The 21,446-nt window shown below is 67.3% G+C and carries 15 protein-coding genes and 3 pseudogenes; 8 read left to right on the forward strand and 10 right to left on the reverse strand.

The annotated features are described in order from the left end of the window. Positions 1-69 precede the first annotated feature (69 nt). Positions 70-6,294: pseudogene (locus ABZ564_RS31345) on the forward strand (RHS repeat-associated core domain-containing protein); the annotation flags it as partial. Between the two features lie 905 nt (positions 6,295-7,199). Here the strand turns inward: ABZ564_RS31345 and ABZ564_RS31350 are convergent. The 6 genes from ABZ564_RS31350 to ABZ564_RS31375 form a co-directional block, all read right to left on the reverse strand. Further along, positions 7,200-8,483, reverse strand: coding sequence for a tyrosine-type recombinase/integrase (locus ABZ564_RS31350; protein ID WP_360862699.1), 1,284 nt, complete (start codon positions 8,481-8,483; stop codon positions 7,200-7,202). After that, the gene (locus ABZ564_RS31355; RefSeq protein WP_360862700.1) at positions 8,483-8,707 is read right to left on the reverse strand and encodes a helix-turn-helix domain-containing protein; all 225 of its coding nucleotides are present in this window, start codon (positions 8,705-8,707) and stop codon (positions 8,483-8,485) included. The genes ABZ564_RS31350 and ABZ564_RS31355 overlap by 1 nt, the downstream gene beginning before the upstream one ends. Then, positions 8,707-10,152, reverse strand: coding sequence for a replication initiator (locus ABZ564_RS31360; RefSeq protein WP_360862702.1), 1,446 nt, complete (start codon positions 10,150-10,152; stop codon positions 8,707-8,709). Before ABZ564_RS31360 ends, ABZ564_RS31355 begins: the two co-directional genes overlap by 1 nt. 149 nt (positions 10,153-10,301) lie before the next feature. Continuing rightward, positions 10,302-11,039: a DUF2637 domain-containing protein gene (locus ABZ564_RS31365; RefSeq protein ID WP_360862704.1), complete on the reverse strand. Its 738-nt coding sequence runs from the start codon at positions 11,037-11,039 to the stop codon at positions 10,302-10,304. A 35-nt stretch (positions 11,040-11,074) separates the two neighbouring features. Beyond that, complete coding sequence (locus ABZ564_RS31370) at positions 11,075-12,478, reverse strand: cell division protein FtsK (RefSeq protein ID WP_360862706.1); 1,404 nt, start codon at positions 12,476-12,478, stop codon at positions 11,075-11,077. After that, positions 12,475-12,828, reverse strand: coding sequence for a hypothetical protein (locus ABZ564_RS31375; protein WP_360862707.1), 354 nt, complete (start codon positions 12,826-12,828; stop codon positions 12,475-12,477). The genes ABZ564_RS31370 and ABZ564_RS31375 overlap by 4 nt, the downstream gene beginning before the upstream one ends. A gap of 154 nt (positions 12,829-12,982) precedes the next feature. Here ABZ564_RS31375 and ABZ564_RS31380 point away from each other — a divergent pair, with 154 nt between their 5' ends. Further along, positions 12,983-13,834, forward strand: a complete 852-nt coding sequence (locus tag ABZ564_RS31380) for a GntR family transcriptional regulator (protein ID WP_360862709.1) — start codon at positions 12,983-12,985, stop codon at positions 13,832-13,834. 578 nt (positions 13,835-14,412) lie between these two features. Here the strand turns inward: ABZ564_RS31380 and ABZ564_RS31385 are convergent. Both ABZ564_RS31385 and ABZ564_RS31390 read right to left on the reverse strand, forming a co-directional pair. Then, positions 14,413-14,658: a hypothetical protein gene (locus tag ABZ564_RS31385; RefSeq protein ID WP_360862711.1), complete on the reverse strand. Its 246-nt coding sequence runs from the start codon at positions 14,656-14,658 to the stop codon at positions 14,413-14,415. Continuing rightward, entirely contained in the window at positions 14,646-14,897 is a 252-nt protein-coding gene (locus ABZ564_RS31390; protein ID WP_360862713.1) for a hypothetical protein, read from the reverse strand. Before ABZ564_RS31390 ends, ABZ564_RS31385 begins: the two co-directional genes overlap by 13 nt. Positions 14,898-15,170: 273 nt before the next feature. On the opposite strand from ABZ564_RS31390, the gene ABZ564_RS31395 reads away from it, so the two are divergent. The 4 genes and pseudogenes from ABZ564_RS31395 to ABZ564_RS31410 all read left to right on the forward strand — a co-directional run bounded on the left by ABZ564_RS31395 (position 15,171) and on the right by ABZ564_RS31410 (position 18,519). Next, positions 15,171-15,890 carry an XRE family transcriptional regulator gene (locus ABZ564_RS31395; RefSeq protein WP_360862723.1) on the forward strand — a complete coding sequence of 240 codons (720 nt, stop codon included), beginning with the start codon at positions 15,171-15,173 and terminating at the stop codon, positions 15,888-15,890. A 2-nt stretch (positions 15,891-15,892) separates the two neighbouring features. Continuing rightward, positions 15,893-16,363, forward strand: coding sequence for an NUDIX domain-containing protein (locus tag ABZ564_RS31400; protein ID WP_360862715.1), 471 nt, complete (start codon positions 15,893-15,895; stop codon positions 16,361-16,363). Between the two features lie 585 nt (positions 16,364-16,948). Continuing rightward, positions 16,949-17,272, forward strand: a complete 324-nt coding sequence (locus ABZ564_RS31405; RefSeq protein ID WP_360862717.1) for a hypothetical protein — start codon at positions 16,949-16,951, stop codon at positions 17,270-17,272. 245 nt (positions 17,273-17,517) lie between these two features. Next, a pseudogene (locus tag ABZ564_RS31410) lies at positions 17,518-18,519 on the forward strand (IS630 family transposase). Positions 18,520-18,559: 40 nt separating this feature from the next. Here the strand turns inward: ABZ564_RS31410 and ABZ564_RS31415 are convergent. Both ABZ564_RS31415 and ABZ564_RS31420 read right to left on the reverse strand, forming a co-directional pair. Then, a pseudogene (locus tag ABZ564_RS31415) lies at positions 18,560-18,816 on the reverse strand (Txe/YoeB family addiction module toxin). Beyond that, positions 18,813-19,070, reverse strand: a complete 258-nt coding sequence (locus tag ABZ564_RS31420) for a type II toxin-antitoxin system prevent-host-death family antitoxin (protein ID WP_360862719.1) — start codon at positions 19,068-19,070, stop codon at positions 18,813-18,815. The pseudogene ABZ564_RS31415 and the gene ABZ564_RS31420 overlap by 4 nt, the downstream one beginning before the upstream one ends. 113 nt (positions 19,071-19,183) lie before the next feature. On the opposite strand from ABZ564_RS31420, the gene ABZ564_RS31425 reads away from it, so the two are divergent. Then, positions 19,184-20,758, forward strand: a complete 1,575-nt coding sequence (locus tag ABZ564_RS31425) for an FAD-dependent oxidoreductase (protein ID WP_360862720.1) — start codon at positions 19,184-19,186, stop codon at positions 20,756-20,758. A gap of 83 nt (positions 20,759-20,841) precedes the next feature. Beyond that, entirely contained in the window at positions 20,842-21,417 is a 576-nt protein-coding gene (locus ABZ564_RS31430; protein ID WP_360862722.1) for a DinB family protein, read from the forward strand. Positions 21,418-21,446 lie beyond the last annotated feature (29 nt).

A 21,446-nucleotide genomic window follows, 5' to 3' on the forward strand; every position in this document is an offset into this window, starting at 1 on the left:
GCTACGTCACCCCGCTCGAAACGAGATCCCTGCTCAGGCAGAACCTCGCCCCGGCAGCGTAAACACCCGCTGTCCAGTCCGCGGGGGGAACTTCACGGCGTCAAGGGCATCGTGTTGTCCGTGACCGGCCCCGCCACTGGCGGGAGCGCCCAGCTGGGCATCGAATACACCAAGTTCGCCAGCGCATACGGCGGTGACTGGACAGGCCGCCTCCAAGCCCTGCGCCTGCCGGACTGCGCCCTGAGTAGCCCGTCCAAGGCCGCGTGCCGCACCCGGACACCTCTCGAGTACAGCAACGACCTCGCCGCACAACGGATAGACGCACAGCTGGCCTTCGACTCAGGCACACCGGCTTCTGCCGCCCCTGAGGGGCAGACCATGGTCGTCGCATTGGCCGCAGGCACCAAGTCAGGTGGCGGGGACTACAAAGCCACCCCACTGGCGGCTTCTTCAACCTGGGAAGCCGGCGGCTCTGCAGGCACTTTCACCTGGTCCTACCCCCTGCGTACACCACCGGCAGCAGCAGGTCCGGCACCTGACCTGTCGATCTCCTATGACTCCGGTTCGGTGGACGGCCAGACTGCGAACACGAACAATCAAGGCACGGCCATCGGGACCGGGTTCGACATCACCTCCTCCTACATTGAACGCAAGTACGGTGTGTGTGATGACGACGGCCAGATCGACAAGTACGACCTGTGCTGGAAGTACGAGAACGCCTCCCTGGTGCTCAACGGAAAGGCCAGCGAACTCGTCAAGGACGACACTTCCGGAAAGTGGCGGCTCAAGAACGACGACGCATCCACCGTCACCCACTCCACCGGCGCCGAGAACGACGACGAGGGCGACGCAGGCGTAGACGGCAAGGGCGAATACTGGACCGTCACCACAGGAGACGGCACCCAGTACGTCTTCGGCCTCAACAAACTGGATGGGGCAGGCGCGACTGAGCGCACCAACTCGGTCTGGACTGTGCCGGTGTTCGGAGACGACCCCGGAGAGCCCGGCTACGCGGACGGCACCAGCTTCGCGGGCCGCGCCAAGCGACAGGCATGGCGCTGGAACCTCGACTATGTCGAGGACACCCACGAGAACGCCATGTCGTACTGGTACACCGCTGAGTCCAACAACTACGACCAGCTCGGCGATGACAACACGGGAACTACCTACACCCGCGGCGGCTACCTGAACGAAATCCGCTACGGACAGCGAGCCGACAGCCTCTTCGCGACGCAGCCCGCATCCAACAAGGTGGTCTATAACTACAAGGAACGCTGCACTGCCTCCGGCACCGGCTGCGACACCCTGACCGAAGACACTCGTGACAACTGGCCCGATGTCCCGTTCGACACCGTGTGCAAGGACAACAGCAAATGCACCGGCAACGTCAGCCCGAGCTTCTTCTCCCGCAAGCGACTGACCGGCATCACGTCGTACGCCTGGGACGCCGCAGCCGCGACACCCGGGTTCTCCGAGGTGGACAACTGGGTCCTGGAACAGCACTACATCGATCCAGGTGATACGGGCGACTCGACGGACCAGTCGTTGTGGCTGGACAGCATCAAGCACACCGGGAAGCACGGGACCGACCTCGGCCTGGACCCGGTCCTCTTCACCCACGAATTCCGAACCAACCGGGTCGACTCCTCAAGCGACGACATCCTGCCCCTGTACAAGCCGCGCCTGCAGACCATCAGATCGGAGGCCGGCGCCAAAACCGTCGTCACTTACATGGGAGAAGGGTGCGTCGCCGGGCAGACCATGTCCCGCCCGGATCAGAACACCCGACGCTGCTACCCCGTGTACTGGTCCCCCAACGGGGGCAAGACCCCGATCCTCGACTGGTTCCAGAAGTACCCGGTCTCCTCGGTCCTCACCGTCGACGAGCACGGCGGGTCCGAAGCCGTACAGAACACCTATAGCTACACCGGTGCCGCCTGGCACTACAACGACGACCCGATGACCAAGGAAAAGGAACGTACCTGGTCCATCTGGCGTGGCTACAGGCAGGTCACTCACCTGACCGGCGTCGCTGGAAAGACGCAGTCGAAGACCGTCACCGTCTACATGCAAGGCATGAACGGTGACCGCGTCCTCAAGGACGACGGGGTCACCCTCGACCCGGACAGGCGCAAGACCGCCACCACCACAGCCGTCAAAGCCCCGCCCATCGACGACTCGGATCCGTACGCCGGATTCACCCGTGAAACGGTCACCTACAACGGCGCCAACGAAGTCAGCGGAGTCATCAACGACCCCTGGTCCAAGAAGACCGCCACACAGCACAAGTCCTACGCCGACACCGAGGCCTACTTTGTCCGCACCTCGGCCACTCATGCCCGTACCAACATCACGAGCAGCGGCACGCCGAAGGACCGGGTTCGCTCCACCGTCACGACCTTCGACGATCACGGTATGGCCGAAACCGTCGAGGACCAGGGCGACGACGCTGTCACAGGCGACGAGAAATGCACCCGCACCTGGTACGCGCGCAACGAGGCCCTCGGGATCACCTCCCTTGCCGGCCGCACCCGCATCGTGACCAAGCCCTGCTCCACCAAGGATTCCGACCTGGACCTGCCCGCGGATTCCACCAGGGCCGGTGACGTCGTCTCCGACGTCGCCACCGCCTACGACAGCACCACTTGGAGCGCTACGCAGAAGCCCTCCAAGGGCGAAGTGCAGTTGACGGCCAGGGCCAAGTCGTACGGTTCCGACGGCACGCCGGTCTTTCAGAAGCTCGTCACCACGACCTACGACATTCTGGGCCGGCCACTTGTCGTCAAGGACACCAACGACGCGCTGGTCACCACCACGACGTACGCGCCGTCCGACGCGATCGGACCGCTGACGTCGAGCACGAGCACCAACATCAAGGGGCACACCACCACAACGGTCGTGGACTTCGCGACCGGCGCAGCGACCAAGGTCACCGACCCCAACGGCAAGATCACTGAGTCCGAGTACGACTCGTTGGGCCGTGTCACCAAGGTGTGGCTGCCCAACCGGCTCAAGGTCCTCAACGCCACACCGAGCTACGTCTACAACTACAGCATCAAGGCGGACGACACCCCTTGGGTATCCACCGGCACGCTCAAGGGCGACGCGTCCGGCTACAACACCACGTACGAGATCTACGACTCTCTCCTGCGCCCCCGACAGACCCAGGTCCCCTCATCAGTCGGTGGAACCCTGATCAGCGAGACCCTCTACGACGAACGGGGTCTGTCCGTCACCACACTCGCGGACATCTGGGCGGACAAGATCGACCCGTCTGGGAGCCTCGTGCAGACGGAGGGCGGACAGGCGCCCATGGAGACCGACACTGCATACGACGGTGCCGGGCGCGCGACGCTTGCTATCACCAAGGTCAAAGGCGTCGAGCGCTTCAGAACCAGCACGAGCTACACCGGTGACACCGTTTCCACCAGTGCACCCGCAGGCGGCCAGGCCACCGCCGTCATCACCAACGCGCTGGGACAGACGACCGAACGCCGCGAATACTCCGGTCCGCAGCCGACTGGCACTGACTACACCACTACCACATACGGGTACACCCCAGCAGGGCAGCAGAAGGACGTCACCGGGCCCGACCAGGCCAAGTGGTCTTACACCTACGACCTCTTCGGCCGGCAGGCAAGTGCAACAGACCCGGACAAGGGCACTACACGCACCTTCTACAACGCCCTCGACCAGGTGACCAGCACCCAGGACGCCCGCGGCAAGACGCTCATCTCAAGTTACGACAGCCTCGGCCGCAAGACCGGCCTCTGGGACGGCACCAAGACCGACGCTACTCAGCTGGCCGCCTGGACCTTCGACTCCCTGGCCAAGGGGCAGCAGGACACCGCAACCCGATACGACGGCGGCCTGACCGGCAAGGCATACACCACCAAGGTCACCGCTTACGACAACCTTTACCAGGTCACCGGCAGTCAACTCCTGCTAGCCGAAACCGATCCGCTGGTCGCGGCCGGCGTCCCGAAAACCCTTGCCTTCACCACCGCCTACAACTTCGACGGCACCGTCAAACAAGCATCCCAACCCGCCGTCGCCGGCCTGCCCTCCGAAACCATCTCCAACAAATACAACGCGCTGGGCCAGCAAACCCGCACCCAAGGCGCCGCCCTCTATCTTCAGACAGCCGCCTACTCTCCCCAGGGCGACCTGAGGCAGCTCACCCTGGGAACCGATGCCGCCGACTCAGCGAGAAAGGCGTACCTCAACTACGACTATGAGGACGGCACCCGTCGCCTGACGCGTTCCTACGTCACGGACGACGTCCACGGGTACATGCCGCAGGAACTCAAGTTCACTCAAGACGACGCCGGCAACGTCACCTCCATCTTCGACGCCAGCACCCAGGGCGGCACCACGAAGGCGGACTACCAGTGCTTCGCCTACGACGGAAACCGCCGCCTCACCGAAGCGTGGACGCCCAAGACAGCAGATTGCGCCACCGCCGGACGCACGGTAGCCAACATCGACGGCGCAGCCCCCTACTGGACCAGCTACACCTACAACAATTCAGGTCAGCGAGCATCCGAAGAGCAGCACAAAACAACGGGTGACACCGTCACCACATACACCTACGGCACCGCCGCGGGACAGCCCCATCCGCTGGCCAAGACAACCGGCCCCAAGACCAGCTCCTACAGCTACGACGGAAGCGGCAACACCACCAGCCGTCCGGGTACCCAAGCCCAGCAGACCTTGGTCTGGAACGCCGAGGGCAAACTCGCCTCCACGAGCGAACCCGCCGCAGGCAGCAAGCCGAAACTCCAGACGGACTACCTCTATGACGCCTCCGGCGAACTCCTGATCCGACGCGCCGTCGGAGACGGCGACACCGTGCTCTACCTCGGCGGCGAAGAGGTCCGCCTTACCACCAAGGGCACGGCGAAGGTTCTCGCAGGCACCCGCTACTACACCGCAGCCGGCCAGAACATCGCCCTCCGCACCGCCGTCAGCGGAACAGCCGGAACCAAACTCAACTTCTGCGCAGCCGACCCCCACGGCACCGCCACTCTGGTCCTCGAGCCCACGACCTGGGCCGTCACCAAGCGCTACACCACACCCTTCGGCGACACCCGGGGAACAACACCCACCAGCTGGCCCGACGACAAGGGCTTCCTGGGCAAACCTGCTGACACCACCACAGGACTCACCCACATCGGCGCCCGGGAATACGACACCGGCATCGGCCAGTTCATCAGCGTCGATCCCGTCCTGGCCCTGGACCAGCACCAATCCCTCAACGGATACAGCTACGCCAACAACACCCCCGTCACCTCAAGCGACCCCACCGGCCTACGGATCTTGCCGATCAACGACGGTGGGGACCAGGGAAGCGGCTACTGCTACGCCGGCAACATGTCCCCCAGTTGCGACGGGATCGGCGGCAACACCATGGGCAACACCGGCGGCGGGGACACCGGCGGCGGGGACACCGGCGACACTGGCGGTACCACCCACTCTGGAAGCTCCGACAACGGTGGGAAGCACTGCGGATTCTGGTCCAAGTGCGGTTGGTCGAACACCATTCACGGCGTCAAGGGTTGGGCCCAGGACCACAAAGAAATCGTCACGATGGTCACCGAAACGGTCGTCGGAGGCGCCTGCTACGGCACAGCCATCGTCACCGCGCCGGAAACCGGAGGCGCCAGCCTGGGCGCCGCAACCGGATGCGGCGCACTCGCCGGCGCAGCAGGCTCGGCGGTCAATAACGCACTCTCGACTGACGCGGACCACAGCACTGCAGGCACGGCCTCCGACATGATCGACGGTGCCACTTGGGGCGCGGCCAGCTCCATGGTCCTCGAGCTCGTCACCATCAAAATCCTTTCAAGGGTCGCAGCTGCGTGTCACAGCTTCCTCCCCGGAACTGCAGTTCTGCTAGCCGACGGCACCCGCAAAGCGATCGAAGATATAGACGTCGGCGACACAGTAGAAACAACCGATGCAGCCACCGGAAAAAACGTAAAGAAGAAGGTCGCCTCCACGATCACAACGGAGGACGACAAAGACTTCACCGAAATAACAGTCCATACCGAAAACGAATTCTCCAGCATAGTCGCCACCGACACCCACCCCTTCTGGGTGCCAGAACTCAAGAAGTGGATACCCGCTGGCGACCTCGAAGTCGGACAGTGGCTCCGCACCAGCGCCGGCACGCACGTCCCAATCACCGCAGTAAGCCACTACACCAAGCGCCAACGCACACACGACCTCACCATCCAGGACGTGCACGCGTACTATGTGCTGGCGGGCGAGACGCCGGTCCTCGTTCATAATTGTGGCAGTGCACCTGCCGAAACGGTCAAAAACCTGCCGGAGGTCACGGCCCCCAAGCCCCTTAAGCCTTCTCAGGCCGATCAGGCGTGGAGTGATTTCTTGGGGCCTGGTCCGCACACGAACATTCACCCGCGAACTGGGCAGGTGGATCCCAACCGTCTCGTGTCTTCCGATGGGCGCCGCAGCATCCGGATGGGGGATCACGAGATGAACAGCAAGCCCACGAAGTTCCACTTCCATATGGAGACGTGGGATTGGAACTCCGTCACAAACGAATGGACTGTCGGCAATACGATGCAGCGAGTTCCCTTGGGGGTGAAATGATGAGAGTGGAAGTTCTGCAAGTCCTGACCCCATCGCAAGGGATCGTGCGTTTCAAGTGCGAGTCTGGCATCGCATTTGGCCGCTGGATGGGGGCGAACCCCGCCGAAGTGGGTCAATTCGATGTTGAGATCGAAGTTCCGGAAGAGGTCGCAGATTGGACGGCGGGCCCCTCGGGTGCCACTTCCCTCTCGGAGGTCGGGGCGGACTCTGCCACCCTCATCACGGGCCAAGTTGTCAGATTCGACTATGGCGATGATTCGGTCGTGGAGATCAGAGTAGGGTCGGACGTTCTCCTGATTGAAATCCCGAACCGAAGGTCGGAGCTTCCTGTGGAGGGTTTCATTTCCTTCCGGGCCTCCGAAATTCAGCTCTACCCGTATGACCTGTAAGTGGCCCACCCGAAAGGCGTAGGTAGGAATTCCACAGGATTCACCCTGGAGGGCCCTGCGTGGGTTCTCGTGAGATTGGTGTTTGACTCTCGGTAGCTTCGGCCGGCTGGGATTCCAATATCGCCGATGAAGCCCCACCGAGCGTTTTCGGTGGGGCTTCTGGGGTTCTTGACGGCAACGGCGACGGCAACGTCAGCGGACGCCTGCCGCGGCGGGTGGGTCGTCGGGGTCGTCGTTGACAGGGCTGAGGGCGCCGTTCAGGGTATCGATGGCTTGGCGTTGGAGGCGGAGTCGGACGTGGGCGTAGACGCCGGCGGTGACGCCGATGTGGGCGTGGCCGAGGAGTTCCTTGATGACGACGAGGTCGACGCCTTGTTCCAGGAGCAGGGTGGCGGTCGAGTGTCGGAGGTCGTGGAAGCGGATCGTCCGGAGTCCTGCGCTGTGGAGGAGGCGGCGGAAGCGGCGGGTCAGGTTGCCGGGGTCGAGGGGCCTGCCCTTCGGGGTGGTGAAGATGAGTCCGTTGTCCGTCCAGCCCGTTCCGGCCGCCTGACGCTCTTCCTGCTGCTGTTCCTGGTGGATCTTGAGGGAGCTGATGCATTCGGTGGGGAGGACGATGCGGCGTTCGGAGGCCAGGGTCTTCGTGTTCAGAACGGTCAGGCCATGGCTTCGGGTGCGCTGGAGGGAGCGGTGGATGGTCGCGGTGCCGCTGTCGAGGTCGAGGTCTTCCCAGTGGAGGCCGAGGAGTTCGCCCTTGCGGAGTCCGGCGCGCAGGGCGAATTCGTACAGGGCGTGAAGCCGGTCGCTGCTGGCTGACTGGAGGAACTTCCGAGCTTCGGTGGCGGTGAGGGGCTGGAAGCGTCTGGGGCGGGGCGTGGTGGTCTTGACATTGCGGGCGACGTTGCGCGGCAGTTCGTCCTCGCGAACGGCGTGTTCCAGGGCGGACTTGAGGACCGCGTGGACGTACGTCACGGTCAGCGGAGACAGGCGCTTGTCGCAGCACTGGCCGATGGCGCAGCAGGATCGCCGGACGGAGTCCCGTTTCTGGGCGCAGCACTGGCAGGTGGTGCGGAGTCCGTCGAGGAAGGTGCGCACGTCGCGTGTGGTGAGCCGGGCAAGCTTCTTGGCGCCGAGGCCGGGATTGAGGTGGAGGCGGATGGAGGCCGCGTAGCGGGTATGGGTGTTCTCCCGCAGGTGGTGAACGGCGACGCCGTCCAGCCAGTACGCAAGATAGGCGCTCACGGTGCTGTCGGCCGCTGCGACGGGGAGGCCGCGATTGCTGGCGGCGATCTTCTCGGTGAGCTTGGTCATCGCGTCCTTGCGGGTGGTGCCGTAGACACGGACGCGCTTGCGGGTGTTGCCGGGGGCAAGGACATATCCGGCGGCTTCCCAGCGTCCGTCCTTGCGCTGGTAGACGGTCCCGTCGCCATTCGCACGGGCACGGGAGCGGCGGGAGGGGGCGGGGCGAGGTGTGGTCATCAGGCGGCGTCCTGTTCGAGGCGGGTGCGGATGAAGTCGGTGAGGGCGTGGGTGGGGATGCGGCGGGCACGGCCGAGGGTGATCGAGGCGAGTTGGCCGGTGCGGAGCAGGTCGTAGACGGCGGAGCGGCCGAGCTGGAGGCGGGTCATCACCTGGGGCACTGTGAGCAGATCCAGCAGCGGTGCCGCCTCCGCATGGGGGACGGCGAGCGGGGGCGAGGTCATCAGCAGCCCCCTTCGGCCGAGAACTGTCGTTCATGTTTCCTGCGGTGCCATACGTGGGCGGCGAGGAGGGCTGCACCGGGGCTGTAGCCCGAGCCGAGGTAGTCCCAGCGGCTGACGACGAGCGTGGTCGTCGAGTCGACGCCGGGCAGGCTGGCGTGGGCGCGGGCCTGTTCGGTGCGCCAGGTGCGGCGGGCGTCGCGCAGCGCGCCGAGGGTGGTGGAGTAGCGGCGGGACTTGGTGGAGAAGTGGCCCCGGAAGCCCAGCATGTGCGCCCACTTCCAGAGCTTGAGGCCGGTGAATTCCGGCAGCCTGCCCAGCTCCCAGCAGGTGCGGATCATCTGCCGCACATGCCGGGCGACGGCGAGCCGGGGCAGGGGACGGGCCTGCCCGGTGCCGTCACAAGCGGTGCACGGGAGCGGGGTTCCATGAGGCAGGAGGGTGGCGCCGCGTCCCTGGCAGGGGCGGCAGAATAGGGCGTGGTCGAGGGTGCCGGAGGCGTCGGCGGACTTGGTGGCGTACTTGGCCACGTAGGCGGCTACGGCCTGGTCGGTGAGTTCGGCGTCAGTGCCGAAGGCGGCGATCTCGCGCACGTCGAGCTGTGTTCCCCAGGTGAGTTCGCGCTCCCCGATCGCGTCCGACGTGAGGGCCACTCGGACACGGCGGGCTGCGGCCCGGATGGCGTCCGTGAGCACGGTGACGGTGGCAGACGGGGGCGGGGGCGTGGTGTTGCCGTCGGGGCCGTCGAGCCGGATGACGGCGTGGAAGTGGACCAGGCCGCGCTTTTGGTACTCGGCGACTTTGGCGAAGGAGATCCGCAGCACGGCGCGGGCGGCCTTCTGGGTGAGGCCGAGCCGGGCGGCGATCTCGCGGCGCAGGTAGATGGTGAAGCGGGCCCACAGAGCGGAGGCGTGGGCGTTGAACAGGACCGCACCCGCGTAGTCGTACGTCGCCGGGTTCAGCGGCGTGCCCAGTAGGGCGTCCGTGGGTCCGTGGAGCTGGTGACAGCGGCAGGGTCTGATGTCGCCACCGGGGGTGGTGGGGCGGTTGTGGACGGGGCCGAAGGAGGGTGCGGTGAGGGTGGCGAAGACGCGGGGGTGGGTGCGGACGGTGTCGGGCACGGTCTTGCCGCCGGAGAGGCCGGCGCGGATGAGGTGGTAGGTGTCGGCGGCGTAGAGGCGGGAGCAGGCCGGGCAACGGGATGAGCGGCGGTTGCCGCACGTGGTGAGCAGGCTGCCCGTCGGCTCGTCGGAGGAGGTATAGGCACGAAGGGCTTCGCCGGTCGTGGTGTCGACGGTGGTGGTCTGTCCGGTCAGGCGGATGGGTTCGGCGCAGCCGCCGAGACGTTCGATCTGCTGCTGTGCGCGGTCGAAGTCGGGGTGGTTGACGAGGTGGAGCAGGTCCCGTACGGCGGGGCTTGCCACGTGGCGCAGGTCCAGGGTGACCATTCGGGGCGTGTCCCTTCTGTTCGGGTGGGTGGCCCCGAGCAGCAACCAGCCGAACTGGAAGGCGTGTTGGTGCTGCTCGGGGCATGGCGAACCAGGCCCAGGGCGGGCGCGGGTTCAGCGAGGGGGATGCGGCCGGTGGCGGCCGGGGCTCAGAGCTGAGCGAGTGCGGTGGTGGCCACCGGGAGGGCGATGCCCATGCGTGTGCCCAGGTGGGCGGCGGTGATCGGTGTTCCGTGCTCGGCGTGGTGGGTGTCCGCGATGCGCCGGGCCGCGTCCAGCAGGGCGGCCGGAAGGGCAGGGCCGGAAGCGGGTCGGCCTGTCGTGGTGACGGCGACCGGCGGAGCGGCGGCCGGAGCGGGCTCCAGCTCCTCGATCAGGGAGGCGACGATCTGCGGGGCGGGCGTCGGGGGTGCCGATTTGGGTGATGGTGCGACGTCGGGCACCGGCTCGGTGGCGGCGGTGGCCTCCAGGTGCGGGTTGGGGCGGGTGTGGGTGTGAAACTGGGCGAGGAAGGCGGGGCCGACGTGTCCCCAGCCGAGGAGCAGGAGCGGGGCGACGGTGTCCAGGCAGGCCCGTCCGTAGCGTCCGGCCAGCAGGGGCTCGGCGGTGTTCAGCGCGAGGGTGAGCAGGCCGCATAGGTGCAGCAGCCGGGTGCCGGCCTTCAGCTCTGCCTTGGGGACGCCGCGCAGGGCGAGGAAGCGCAGGGCGACCAAGAGCCCGACGACGGACAGGTCGACCATGGGGGCGATCAGTGGCGCGATCGGGTGGGGGACGCCGAGCCGCAGGGCGAGCGCCCAGACGTTGCCGAAGGAGAAGACGAAGGCCAGGGCCGTGATGACCGCCATGACCACGGTCACGGTGCGCCGGGTGAACCGTTCCTCCGCCATGTCCTCAACCTCCTTTCCTGTGTGGGCTTTCGGGGCTACTTGGCGAGCGACGGCAGGGGTGCCGTCGTCTGGCCGGTCGACGCGAGGAGGACGTCCAGGCACAGGTCCGGGTCGGCGGTCAGGTGCGAGGTGGCTTCGGCGACGCGGGCGGCGTCGGCGTCGGAGACGTAGGGGGTGCGGATGCGGGTGTAGCCGGGGCGGCCCTGCATCGCCATCACCGCGACGCCGACGTAGGCGGGGTCCTGCAAGGTGACCGGGCTGGCGTCGGGCCAGTTGCGGATGTCGTCACCCAGCGCGGCCACCGCGGCTTCCACGGTCTTCTGCGCGAAGGACAGCCCGATGGGGCACACGTCACGGATGAAGGTGGGGATGGCGTCGCCGGTGGTCTTCTGGCTGATCAGGATCACCAGGATGCCGACGCTGCGGCCCTTCTTGACCAGGTCCTCCACCAGCCGGGCGTTCTCCGCCGTCAGCGCGGCCAGCCGTTTGGTGGTGGCGTCGCTGCCCTTGTACTCGCGGAAGTACGTGTGCGCCTCGTCGATGATCAGGACCGTGAGCGGCCACTGCGGCGAGGGGCCGACGTGCCACATGTTCTTCACGCCCAGCACGTCCCGGATGGTCGCCGAATGCCGCTTGCGCAGCTCCACCAGGCGCTTGAACAGCGCGTTGGCTTCATCGAGGTCGTCCCCGCAGAACGCGAACATCCGCTTGACCAGGTCGGCGTAGTCGCCCTCCGAGGCCCGCGACACCTTGCCGTCCGCACCCGCGAACTGCACGGACGGAGACGGCGCGAAGTCACAGACGAACTTGTTGACCCCCGAGGTCTTGCCCGCACCCGGGACGCCGGCCACCGTCACCCCGGGCACGTTGGCCAGGGACACGCACACCTTGGCGGCGTACTCGTCGATGCCCAGCTCCCAGCGCGTCAGGTCCACAGGCGGGAGGCCGGTGGGCCGGTGTGCGGTCGGCGTGGTCAGCGGGTCGGAGCGCACGCCCCGGATCACCACCCGCCCGGGGCCGTCCGGCAGCACGGAGACCCGCGTGCACCGCCAGGCGTCCGCCAGGAACCGCGCCGACTTCTGGTACTCCTCCACCCCGACCTGCGGCAGCGTCCGCGCCCGCACGATCACCCCGAACCGGTCCGGCTTCACCTTGATCTTCGGCGTCAGGACCCGGGGCGCGGGGGTGGGGCCGTCCTTGTGCGCGGTGATCTGAGCGAGCAGGCTCGGGGTCTTGTCGGTGACCGTCAGCCCGGCCATCCGCGCGAGCCGTACCCAGCCCCAGCGCACCCGCACGGCCTGCCGCATGCTGACCCGCGTGCCCCGGTCGGCCCGCACGTAGCGACCCACCGCCACCAGCAGCCACACACCGACCAGGACGGCCACGGCCAACAGCGCGTCCGGTGCGTACTCCGGCACGGAACTTTCGAAGCGGATCACTGGGTTGCCTCCACCGTCACCAGCTCCAGGCGGGCGGCGCGGCAGGCGACGCCGTCAGAGAGCTGCCCGTTGAAGATCCGCGCCCACGGGGTCGCGAACAGCTCCACGGGCCGCACCATCACACCCGGCTTGAGCCCGGCGGCCAGCCCGGTCTCAGGGACGGTGATCTTCAGGACCTCGGCCCGGCCGTCCTCCATGAGCATCACGGTCACCGTGTACAGCGACGCCCCGGTCTCCCGATCGGTGGCGACCTCCCCGGTCTGCTGGTCCTTGATCTTCAGCACCGGGTCGGTGCCCGCGATGCACACCGCCGACGGCAGCAGGGCAACACGGATTCGATTCATGGCCATGCCATCACACCCCTTGTTCGATGGAGTCGCTTGATCGACTCGCACGACCATGGCGCTACGGCGATACAGGCGCAACGCTCGATTAGGTGGGACGGTCGATCAGGTCGGTCACGCGGGCATGCGTCGCAGGCGCTACGGCCGCTACGGTTGGCTCATGACACTGCCTTTGGACGAGGACCCGCGGCCCCCCTATCTCCAGGCTGCCGAAGTGCTGCGGGCCGCCATCCTCAGCGGCGAACTCCAGCCCGGCGAGCGCCTGCCGTCGGCACGTGACCTGCAAGAGCGGTTCGGCGTCGCCAGTTCCACGGTTCAGAACGCCCTGCGCGTCCTGCGACAGGAGGGGCTGGTCTACTCCGTGCTCGGCCGGGGCAGTTACGTCAGCCTTCCTCTCGACGAGAAGGACATCGAGGGGCGAGAGGCCGATGGGGAGGCAGAAGAGGATGGCCCCTTCCCACCCGGGTGGCGCTCGGCCCGAACCGAGGACAACCGTCCTCCTTTCGTCCGAACAGCAGACACCCTGCGCGAAGAGATCGAAGAAGGGGTCTTCCCTCCGGGCAGTCAACTTCCCTCGGCGCGTGAGCTGCAAGAGCGGTTCGGCATCGCCAACTCCACCGCGCAGAACGCCCTCCGCCTCCTGAAGAGCGAGGGGCTGATCTACGCAGTCAAGGGACGTGGCGTCTTCGTCCGCACCGCCCCCACGCCGGGCAAGCACTACAGCTCCAAGGTCGTTCAGCACCTCCAGCGCGAGGAGCTCGAACGCCAGGCCCGGAGTACGGCCGGCGAGTTCTCACACCTCTCCGACGCCGAGCTCAAGGCGCTCGCCAGCCAACTCCACGACGAGCTCAACCGAACCCGCGACGCCTACAAGGCGGCGGTCGAGAAGGGGCGGAAAATCACGAGAGAACTGGCCCGCCGAGGCCAACTCGCGCCACCGCTCCACGACGACCCCGCAGCAGCCCGCAAGGAACTCGAAGACAAGCTCTCCCAGGCGAAGAAGCGCCGCTGACAAGCGTCCACATCCCATCAGGCGGCCCTGTCCAGCGTCGCAGTGGGTGAGCTGTTCAGAGTTTCTTTACTTGATCAAGGGCGTCCCGCTGACGCGGGCCGCCGCGCGCCGGCGGTCGGTGACCGCCGCCTGCTCCTGTCTGCCGCCCCGCTGGCGACGGCCGCCGACCACTCGGCGCGCAGAGCCCGGGAGCGTAGGCCGGACCACCAATCGGAAGCCCCGGTGCGACCGCTCAGCAGCAGACTGGCCGGGCACCTGAGAGGCCGCCCGGCGGGCTCGCGCCGTCCCGGACGCCCATGCCTGGTGCCTGGCTGGGGGCCGTGACGATGGAAATAACTGGGCTGATGCCGGTGCGGGGTTGAGCGAGACACACGTGGCGGGTGGCCGGTCGGCACGCCCGCCGTCGTGGCTGACTTTCTGTGGCAGAGGCCAGAACCCCCACAGCCATGGGCGCGGCACGCACGTGAGGCCCGCCCCTGCCGGGGCTGACGAGGAGGGGGAGCCTCGATCGGTTGCGCCCGGCAGGGACGGGAGTCGGGTGGGTCAGCGCGGTGCGGCGCCTGGGCGAGCGAGGTGGGTCACGTCTGGCGCCAGGCCCGCCAGGGCCGGGTGATGATCTCCCGGTAGGTGTGGTGGGACGGGTTCTGACCACAGTGCCGCAGCACCCACTCCTGCGGTTCGGCGAAGTCCTCGCTTGTCGGCGAGGCCTCTCCGTCCACGGCGCACTGCATCGCGTAAAGGACCGGCTCCGCGTCCGGCTCGCGGTCGGGCTGGAGCGTCCAGGTCTCGTAGCGCAGGACCGAGCGCGGGGTCACCGTCCCCACCTCCGGTTGGCCACGGCCACCTTCGCGCTCAACTCCTCCGTCGGAGTCGGCGAACGTACGTCTTCGGGTGGCACGTCCCACTCCCGACCACCGCGCGGCGGCCGAAGCTGCACGTACGTCCCCACATGCCCCATCACCACGCCCACCTTGCCGTTCCGCCGGTCGACCACCAGGGCGCCAGCATCGGGCGAGACGGTGTGCCCGTCGGCATCAGGGGTGGGGGCCGTCATCGTGACCACCCCGGCGAGGCGGCGCGGGACCGGGCGTCCAGTCGCAGGGCGGGAACACGTGGGGTGGCACTCATTCGCACGGTGACGCTCCTCGGCGGCGTTGATGCGTGCCCCTGGGCCTGTTAGTGCCGCAGGGTCGGCACCGATCCTCACGCCGGTCACCGGGACGAAGGAACCTCCACCAAACCCCACTTCGGGACGTCCTGCACCGTGTAGAACGTCCCTAGTGCCGTCCTGAGACCAAGGGGGAGACTCGTGCCGAACGAGAGACTACGAGCCGTCATGGCGGCGGGAGGCTGGACGTACGCCGCACTCGCTCAGCAGGTCGAGGTCGACCCCAAGTCGGTCGAGCGCTGGGTGAACCTCGGGCGTATCCCACGTCGTGCCACCGCCCTCCAGGCGGCCAAGGCCCTGGGAGAAGACGTGCACGCACTCTGGCCGGCACTCCGCCAAGCCCGCCCCGCCCGCGCCATCAGCCCCGAACTGGTCGCGCTCTACGAACAGCGGGCCGACATCCCCGTCTCGACGTTCACCGACCTGATGGCCCAAGCCCGGGAACGGATCGACATCCTCGTCTACGCGGCAGTCTTCCTCCACGAGGCGTACCCCCGGCTGAACGAACTCCTCACCGAACGCGCCGCCGAAGGCTGCACCATCCGCATCGCAATCGGGGACCCCGACAGCGACAACGTCCAAGCCCGCGGCCAGGAAGAGCGGTTCGGCCACGGCATCGAATCCCGCTGCCGCCTCGCACTCATGCACTACAAACCGCTCGCCGACACCCCCGGCATCGAAGTCCGCACCCACGAAACCACGCTCTACAACTCCCTCTACCGCGCCGACGACCAGCAACTCGTCAACGCACACGTCTGGGGCGTCAACGCCTACGCAGCCCCCGTCTGGCATCTTCGCCGACACGAGACACGCGGCATGTTCGACACCTACGCCGACAGCTTCGACGCCGTGTGGACGACCGCGACCCCCGTACGAGAGGAAGACTGACCGTGGCCCGCACCGAGTACTACGACGACCCGAACGCCCCCAAGCCGAACAGCATGGTCGTCGCCGCCTCCGCCGTCGTCACCGACGACCACGGGCGCATCCTCCTCCAGCGCCGCCGCGACAACGACCTATGGGCCCTGCCCGGAGGCGGCATGGACCTCACCGACTCCCTGCCAGGCACGGCCGTCCGCGAGGTCAAGGAAGAGACCGGCCTCGACGCCGAGATCACCGGCCTGGTCGGCACCTACACCGACCCGAAACACATCATCGCCTACACCGACGGCGAGGTCCGCCGCCAGTTCAACGTCTGCTTCACCGCCCGCATCACCGGCGGCCAACTGACAATCTCCGACGAGTCCACCGAACTCCGGTTCGTGCCACCCGAAGAAATCGAGCAGTTGCCGATGCACCACACCCAACGACTCAGGCTCCAACACTTCCTGGAACAGCGCGAGAAGCCGTACCTGGGCTGAATCGTCTGACGGCAGTAGCGACGGCAACAACCCCGCACAACCACGGACACCCACGCACTTCACCGGACCAGCAAACTGCGCTTGACCTGCGAAAAGGCAGGTCGAAGGCTGCGCGTAGCACACGTACTATGTGCTGGCGGGCGCCACCCCGATCCTCGTTCACAATTGCGGTGAGGGCGTTGCGACATTGCACTACCATGGCGAGGTAAATCACTTCAGCATTGAGGTGACGGATGGTGAGACGGTGACGCGCACGCATCTGATGCCTCACGATGGGGAGGCTGTCGTCTCACCGTATTCTGGTCCTCCGAGCATTATGAGTCGAGACATCGATCTTCCGAATGCTAGGGCTGCCCTGGAATTTCAGAATGACACTCAGGGGAGCTGGGGTCCATATCATCCACTGGGAAATAGTTGCCTGACCTACTGTGCAGGCGTTCTCCGTGCGGGAGGGGCTTCCGTTCCGGAAGGAAAGGCGGCTATTCCATGGGCGAGGAAGTTCCTTTCTGGAGGCCAGTAGGCTTTTCGCTGATGACCTCATGACCAGCGCTTCCAGTCGCTGCGTCCCGATCGCAAGGAATTTGGATGGCTGCAAGAAACTCCGAGGCGCTCGATGTACTCCTCAAGGTAGCTGCTGACCCAAGGGTTTCGTGGCGCACTGTCGAGCTCGCGGGGAGAGGAATCTCGGCGGACGCGGCGGGTGTCGTGTGGGTGCTTTCTGAGGGCAAGCACTCCATGAGCGGGGAAGAGCTGTCCGATCTCCTTATGGGTCAGGGTGATTTGATTGATTATCTAACCGAAACGTGGCGATCCTTCGAAAGTGGACATATTTCTAGTAAGGATCTTGAGGTCCAGCTAGAAAGGGTTGTGCTGGGGCTGGAGGAGTGGATTCCGCGAGACTCCGGTTAGCGAAATCAGCAAGCCCCGCCGGAATCGCTCCGGCGGGGCTTCTGGGTGTCTTGACGGCAACGGTTGACGGCAACGTCAGCGGGCGGGTGCCTCACGAGGCGGCGGGTCGTCGCCGTTGTCGGTCTGCGTCCGGGTCTCGGACTATTGATTCAGAAACGGTTCGGATTCTGGGTCGTTGTTGGTGTGTGAGCGATCTGGTGGGGGGCGCGCGGCATCTGTCGCCGTCGGCGCAGGAGGCCCTGCGGTTGCGGGCGGTGGCGGCGTTGGTGGCGGGGCGGGACCGTGAGGACGTGGCGGCGGTGTTCGGGGTGTCGTTGAAGGCGGTCGACATCTGGTGGGCGAAGTGGCAGGTCGGCGGGCGGGAGGCGCTGGTGATGCGCCCGCGGGGCAAGCCGGTCGGGGTGCACCAGGTGCTCGGGGAGACCGAGCAGGCCGCGGTGCGGCAGGCGGTCCTCGATCACCGGCCCTGTCATGTGGGGCTTTCCGGGCAGTTGTGGACGCGGCGGTTGGTGGGCGAGCTGATCGCGAAGCTGTACGGGGTGCGGCTGACCGAGGTGGGGGTGGGCAAGTACCTGAAGCGTTGGGGGCTGTGCTTCCAGCGTCCGGACAAGCGGGCCGTCGAGCAGGACCCGGATGTTGTCCGGCACTGGCATCAGGAGGCCTGGCCGGAGATCCGTGCGACGGCGAGGGCCGATGGCGGTGAGATCCTCTTCGCCGATCAGGTCGGCATCCGCTCGGGCTAGGTCACCGGCCGCACCTGGGGAGTGAAGGGGGAGACACCTGTGGTGCGGCGGAGCGGGAACCGGTTCTCGGTGAACGCGATGTCGGCGATCGGCGCCAGGGGCCGGATGCACTTCATGGTCTTCACCGAGTCCTTCACCGCCGAGGTGATGTGCCGCTTCCTGGACCGGCTCGCCGGCCATTTCGACCACAAGATCCACCTCGTGGTCGACGGGCACTCCGCCCACCGCTTGAAGAAGGTCCGCACATGGCTCGCCGCCCATCCCGACGCCGTCGAGCTGCACTTCCTGCCCCCGTACTCGCCCGAACTGAACCCCGACGAACTGGTCAATGCCGACCTCAAGCACAGCCTGCCCAAGCAGCACCGGGCCCGAGACCAGGCCGAACTCGCCGCCGAGACCCGCCGCTTCTTTCGCAGACGCCAACGCCAGCCACACATCGTCCGCGGCTACTTCGGCGGCCCGCACGTCCGCTACGTCCTGGACGAGAACCCCATGAGTTTCTGATCAATATTTTTGACAGTGAGCTTCTTCCTGTCCAGGCCGGTCAGTAGTGGTCGCGGGCCTGGATGATCTCCAGGCTGCCGGAGTCGGTGACGTGGTAGACCAGCCGGTGTTCCTGCGTGATGCGGCGGGACCACCAGCCGGACAGGTTCCCTTTCAGCGGCTCGGGCTGGCCCCTGCCTTCGAAAGGTTCCGTTCGATCTCCTTGATGAGGTCATTGACCCTGCGGAGCGTCTTGCGGTCGGTGTCGGCCCAGTGGGTGCAGTCCTCCCACCCGTCGTCCGAGAACGACGTCTTCACACGTCCTCCGTGTCGATCAGCTCTCGTACGGTGCCGCGTCCGGCATCCATCTGCTCGATGGAGCGCATGAGGCGGGCGGCGTTGCGGGGGGAGCGCATCAGGTACATCGTCTCCTCCCAGCCGTTGTAGTCCTCCTCGGACATGATCACGACGGTGCCCGCCTTCGACGTGACGCGCTCCGGCGCGTGGTTTTCGGTGACGCGACGGATCAGACCGAAGAAGTCCTTCCGCGCTTGGCTTGCGTTGATGGTCATGGGTTCCTCCTGCGCATGTCCTGGCGTCTGCGTGGCTTTTTTGCCGCACCGGCAAGGATGTTTGCCGGGGCGTCCCGCCGCGCGCACCATCTTCGTAGATGGAGGAGGTTCGCATGAGCGACAACACGCAGATGTACGACGTAGTGGTGATCGGCGGCGGGGCCGCGGGACTGAGTGGGGCCCTGGCCCTGGGGCGGGCGCGGCGGTCCGTGCTGGTGATCGACTCGGGCAGCCCGCGCAACGCGCCCGCGGCGCACGTCCACAACTACCTGGGCCGCGAGGGCACCCCGCCCTCGGAGCTCCTGGCGATCGGCCGGGAGGAAGTGGCCGGGTACGGCGTGGAGGTGGTGCCGGGCGAGGTGACGGTGGCCGAGCGGCTGCCGGAGAACGCCGGCTTCCGGGTCGTACACGGGGACGGCACGGCCGTCACGGCGCGGCGGCTGCTGGTCACGACGGGGCTGACCGACGAGCTGCCGGCGATCCCGGGCCTGGCCGAGCGGTGGGGGCACGAGGTGCTGCACTGTCCGTACTGCCACGGCTGGGAGGTGCGGGATTCGGCGATCGGCGTCATCGGTGTGAGCCCCATGGCCGTGCACCAGGCGCTGCTGTGGCGGCAGTGGAGCGACGACGTCACGCTCTTCCTGCACCAGGGGCCGGAGCCCTCCGACGAGGAGTACGAGCAGCTGGCGGCGCGCGGCATCGCGGTCGTGGACGGCGAGGTGGCCGGGGTCGAGGTGAGCGGCGGCCGGCTGACCGGCGTCCGGCTCGCGGGCGGCCGGGTGGTGGAGCGGGCGGCCGTGGTCGTGCAGCCGAGGTTCACCGCGCGGTCCGGCGTACTGGAGAGCCTGGGGCTGCGGCCCGTCCCGCTGGAGATGGGCGGGCACACCGTCGGCTCGTACATCGAGGCGGACCCGAACGGCGCCACGGCGGTGCCCGGGGTGTGGGTGGCCGGCAACGTCACCGGTCTCATGGAGCAGGTGATCGGCGCGGCGGCCGCCGGGCTCAAGGCCGGTGCGGCCATCAACGGGGACCTCGTGACCGAGGACACCCGGCGCGCCGTGGAGGCCCGCAACGCCCCCTCGGACGCGGAGATGTGGGACAACCGGTACCGCGAGAGCCGCCGCATCTGGAGCGGGAAGCCCAACACCGTGCTCGTGCGCGAGGTGGCGGACCTGAAGCCGGGCCGGGCGCTGGATCTGGGCTGCGGCGAGGGCGCCGACGCGGTGTGGCTGGCGGGCCGGGGCTGGCACGTCACCGCGACGGACATCTCGCGCGTGGCGCTCGAACGGGCCGCCGAGCATGCAGAGGAGGCCGGGGTCGCCGACCGGGTGGACTGGCGGTTCCACGACCTGGGCGCCACGTTCCCCGAAGGGGAGTACGACCTCGTCTCGGCGCAGTTCCTGCACTCCATGGGCGACCTGCCGCGCGAGCGGATCCTGCGCAGGGCGGCGCGTGCGGTCGCCCCGGGCGGGGTGCTGCTGATCGTGGGTCACGCGGGCTTCCCGGCCTGGGACCACCACCACGCGGACATGGAGCTGCCGACCCCCGACGAGGTTCTGGCCTCGCTGGAACTGCCCGAGGGGGAGTGGGAGGTGCTGCTCAGCGCGGAGCACGAGCGCGTCCAGAACGACCCGGACGGCAATCCCACCACCCGTACGGACAACGCCCTGAAGATCAGGCGGCGTTGACCGCGCGTACAGGACCGGTTCTGACCTAAACGGCTCGTACTGTCATCCCTGACGGCGGAACGGGAACGACGGAAGGCAGAACCATGAACGCCAACGAGCAGGCCACCGCGCACACCGGTTCGGACGAGCGGGCGGACCTCCTGGAGGCGCTGACCCAGCAGCGGCACTTCCTGCGGTTCACCACCCGGGATCTGACGGACGAGCAGGCGGGGGAGCGAACCACGAAGAGCGAGCTGTGTCTCGGCGGTCTCATCAAGCACGTCACCTCGGTGGAGCGGAGCTGGGCCGCGTTCATCGTGGAGGGGCCCTCGGCGATGCCGGACTTCACCGCGATGACCGAGGCCGACTTCGCGAAGCGGTCCGACGAGTTCAGGATGCTGCCGGGGGAGACGCTGGCGGGAGTGCTGGACGCCTACGCGGAGGTGGCGGCCGGGACCGACGAACTGGTCGCCTCGCTGCCCGACCTGGGCGTCTCGCACCCCCTGCCGAAGGCCCCGTGGTTCGAGGCGGACGCGCGGTGGTCGGCCCGCCGGGTGCTGATGCAGATCATCGCCGAGACCGCCCAGCACGCCGGCCACGCGGACATCATCCGGGCCCACATCCGGACCCTCATGGCCGGGACGGTCGACGACCTCGAAGCCGCCGCCCCCGGCGCCTGACCGCCTGCGCACGGTCCGCCGCCACGGAA

The sequence above is a fragment of the Streptomyces sp. NPDC019224 genome (genome assembly GCF_040632605.1).
Taxonomy (GTDB): domain Bacteria; phylum Actinomycetota; class Actinomycetes; order Streptomycetales; family Streptomycetaceae; genus Streptomyces.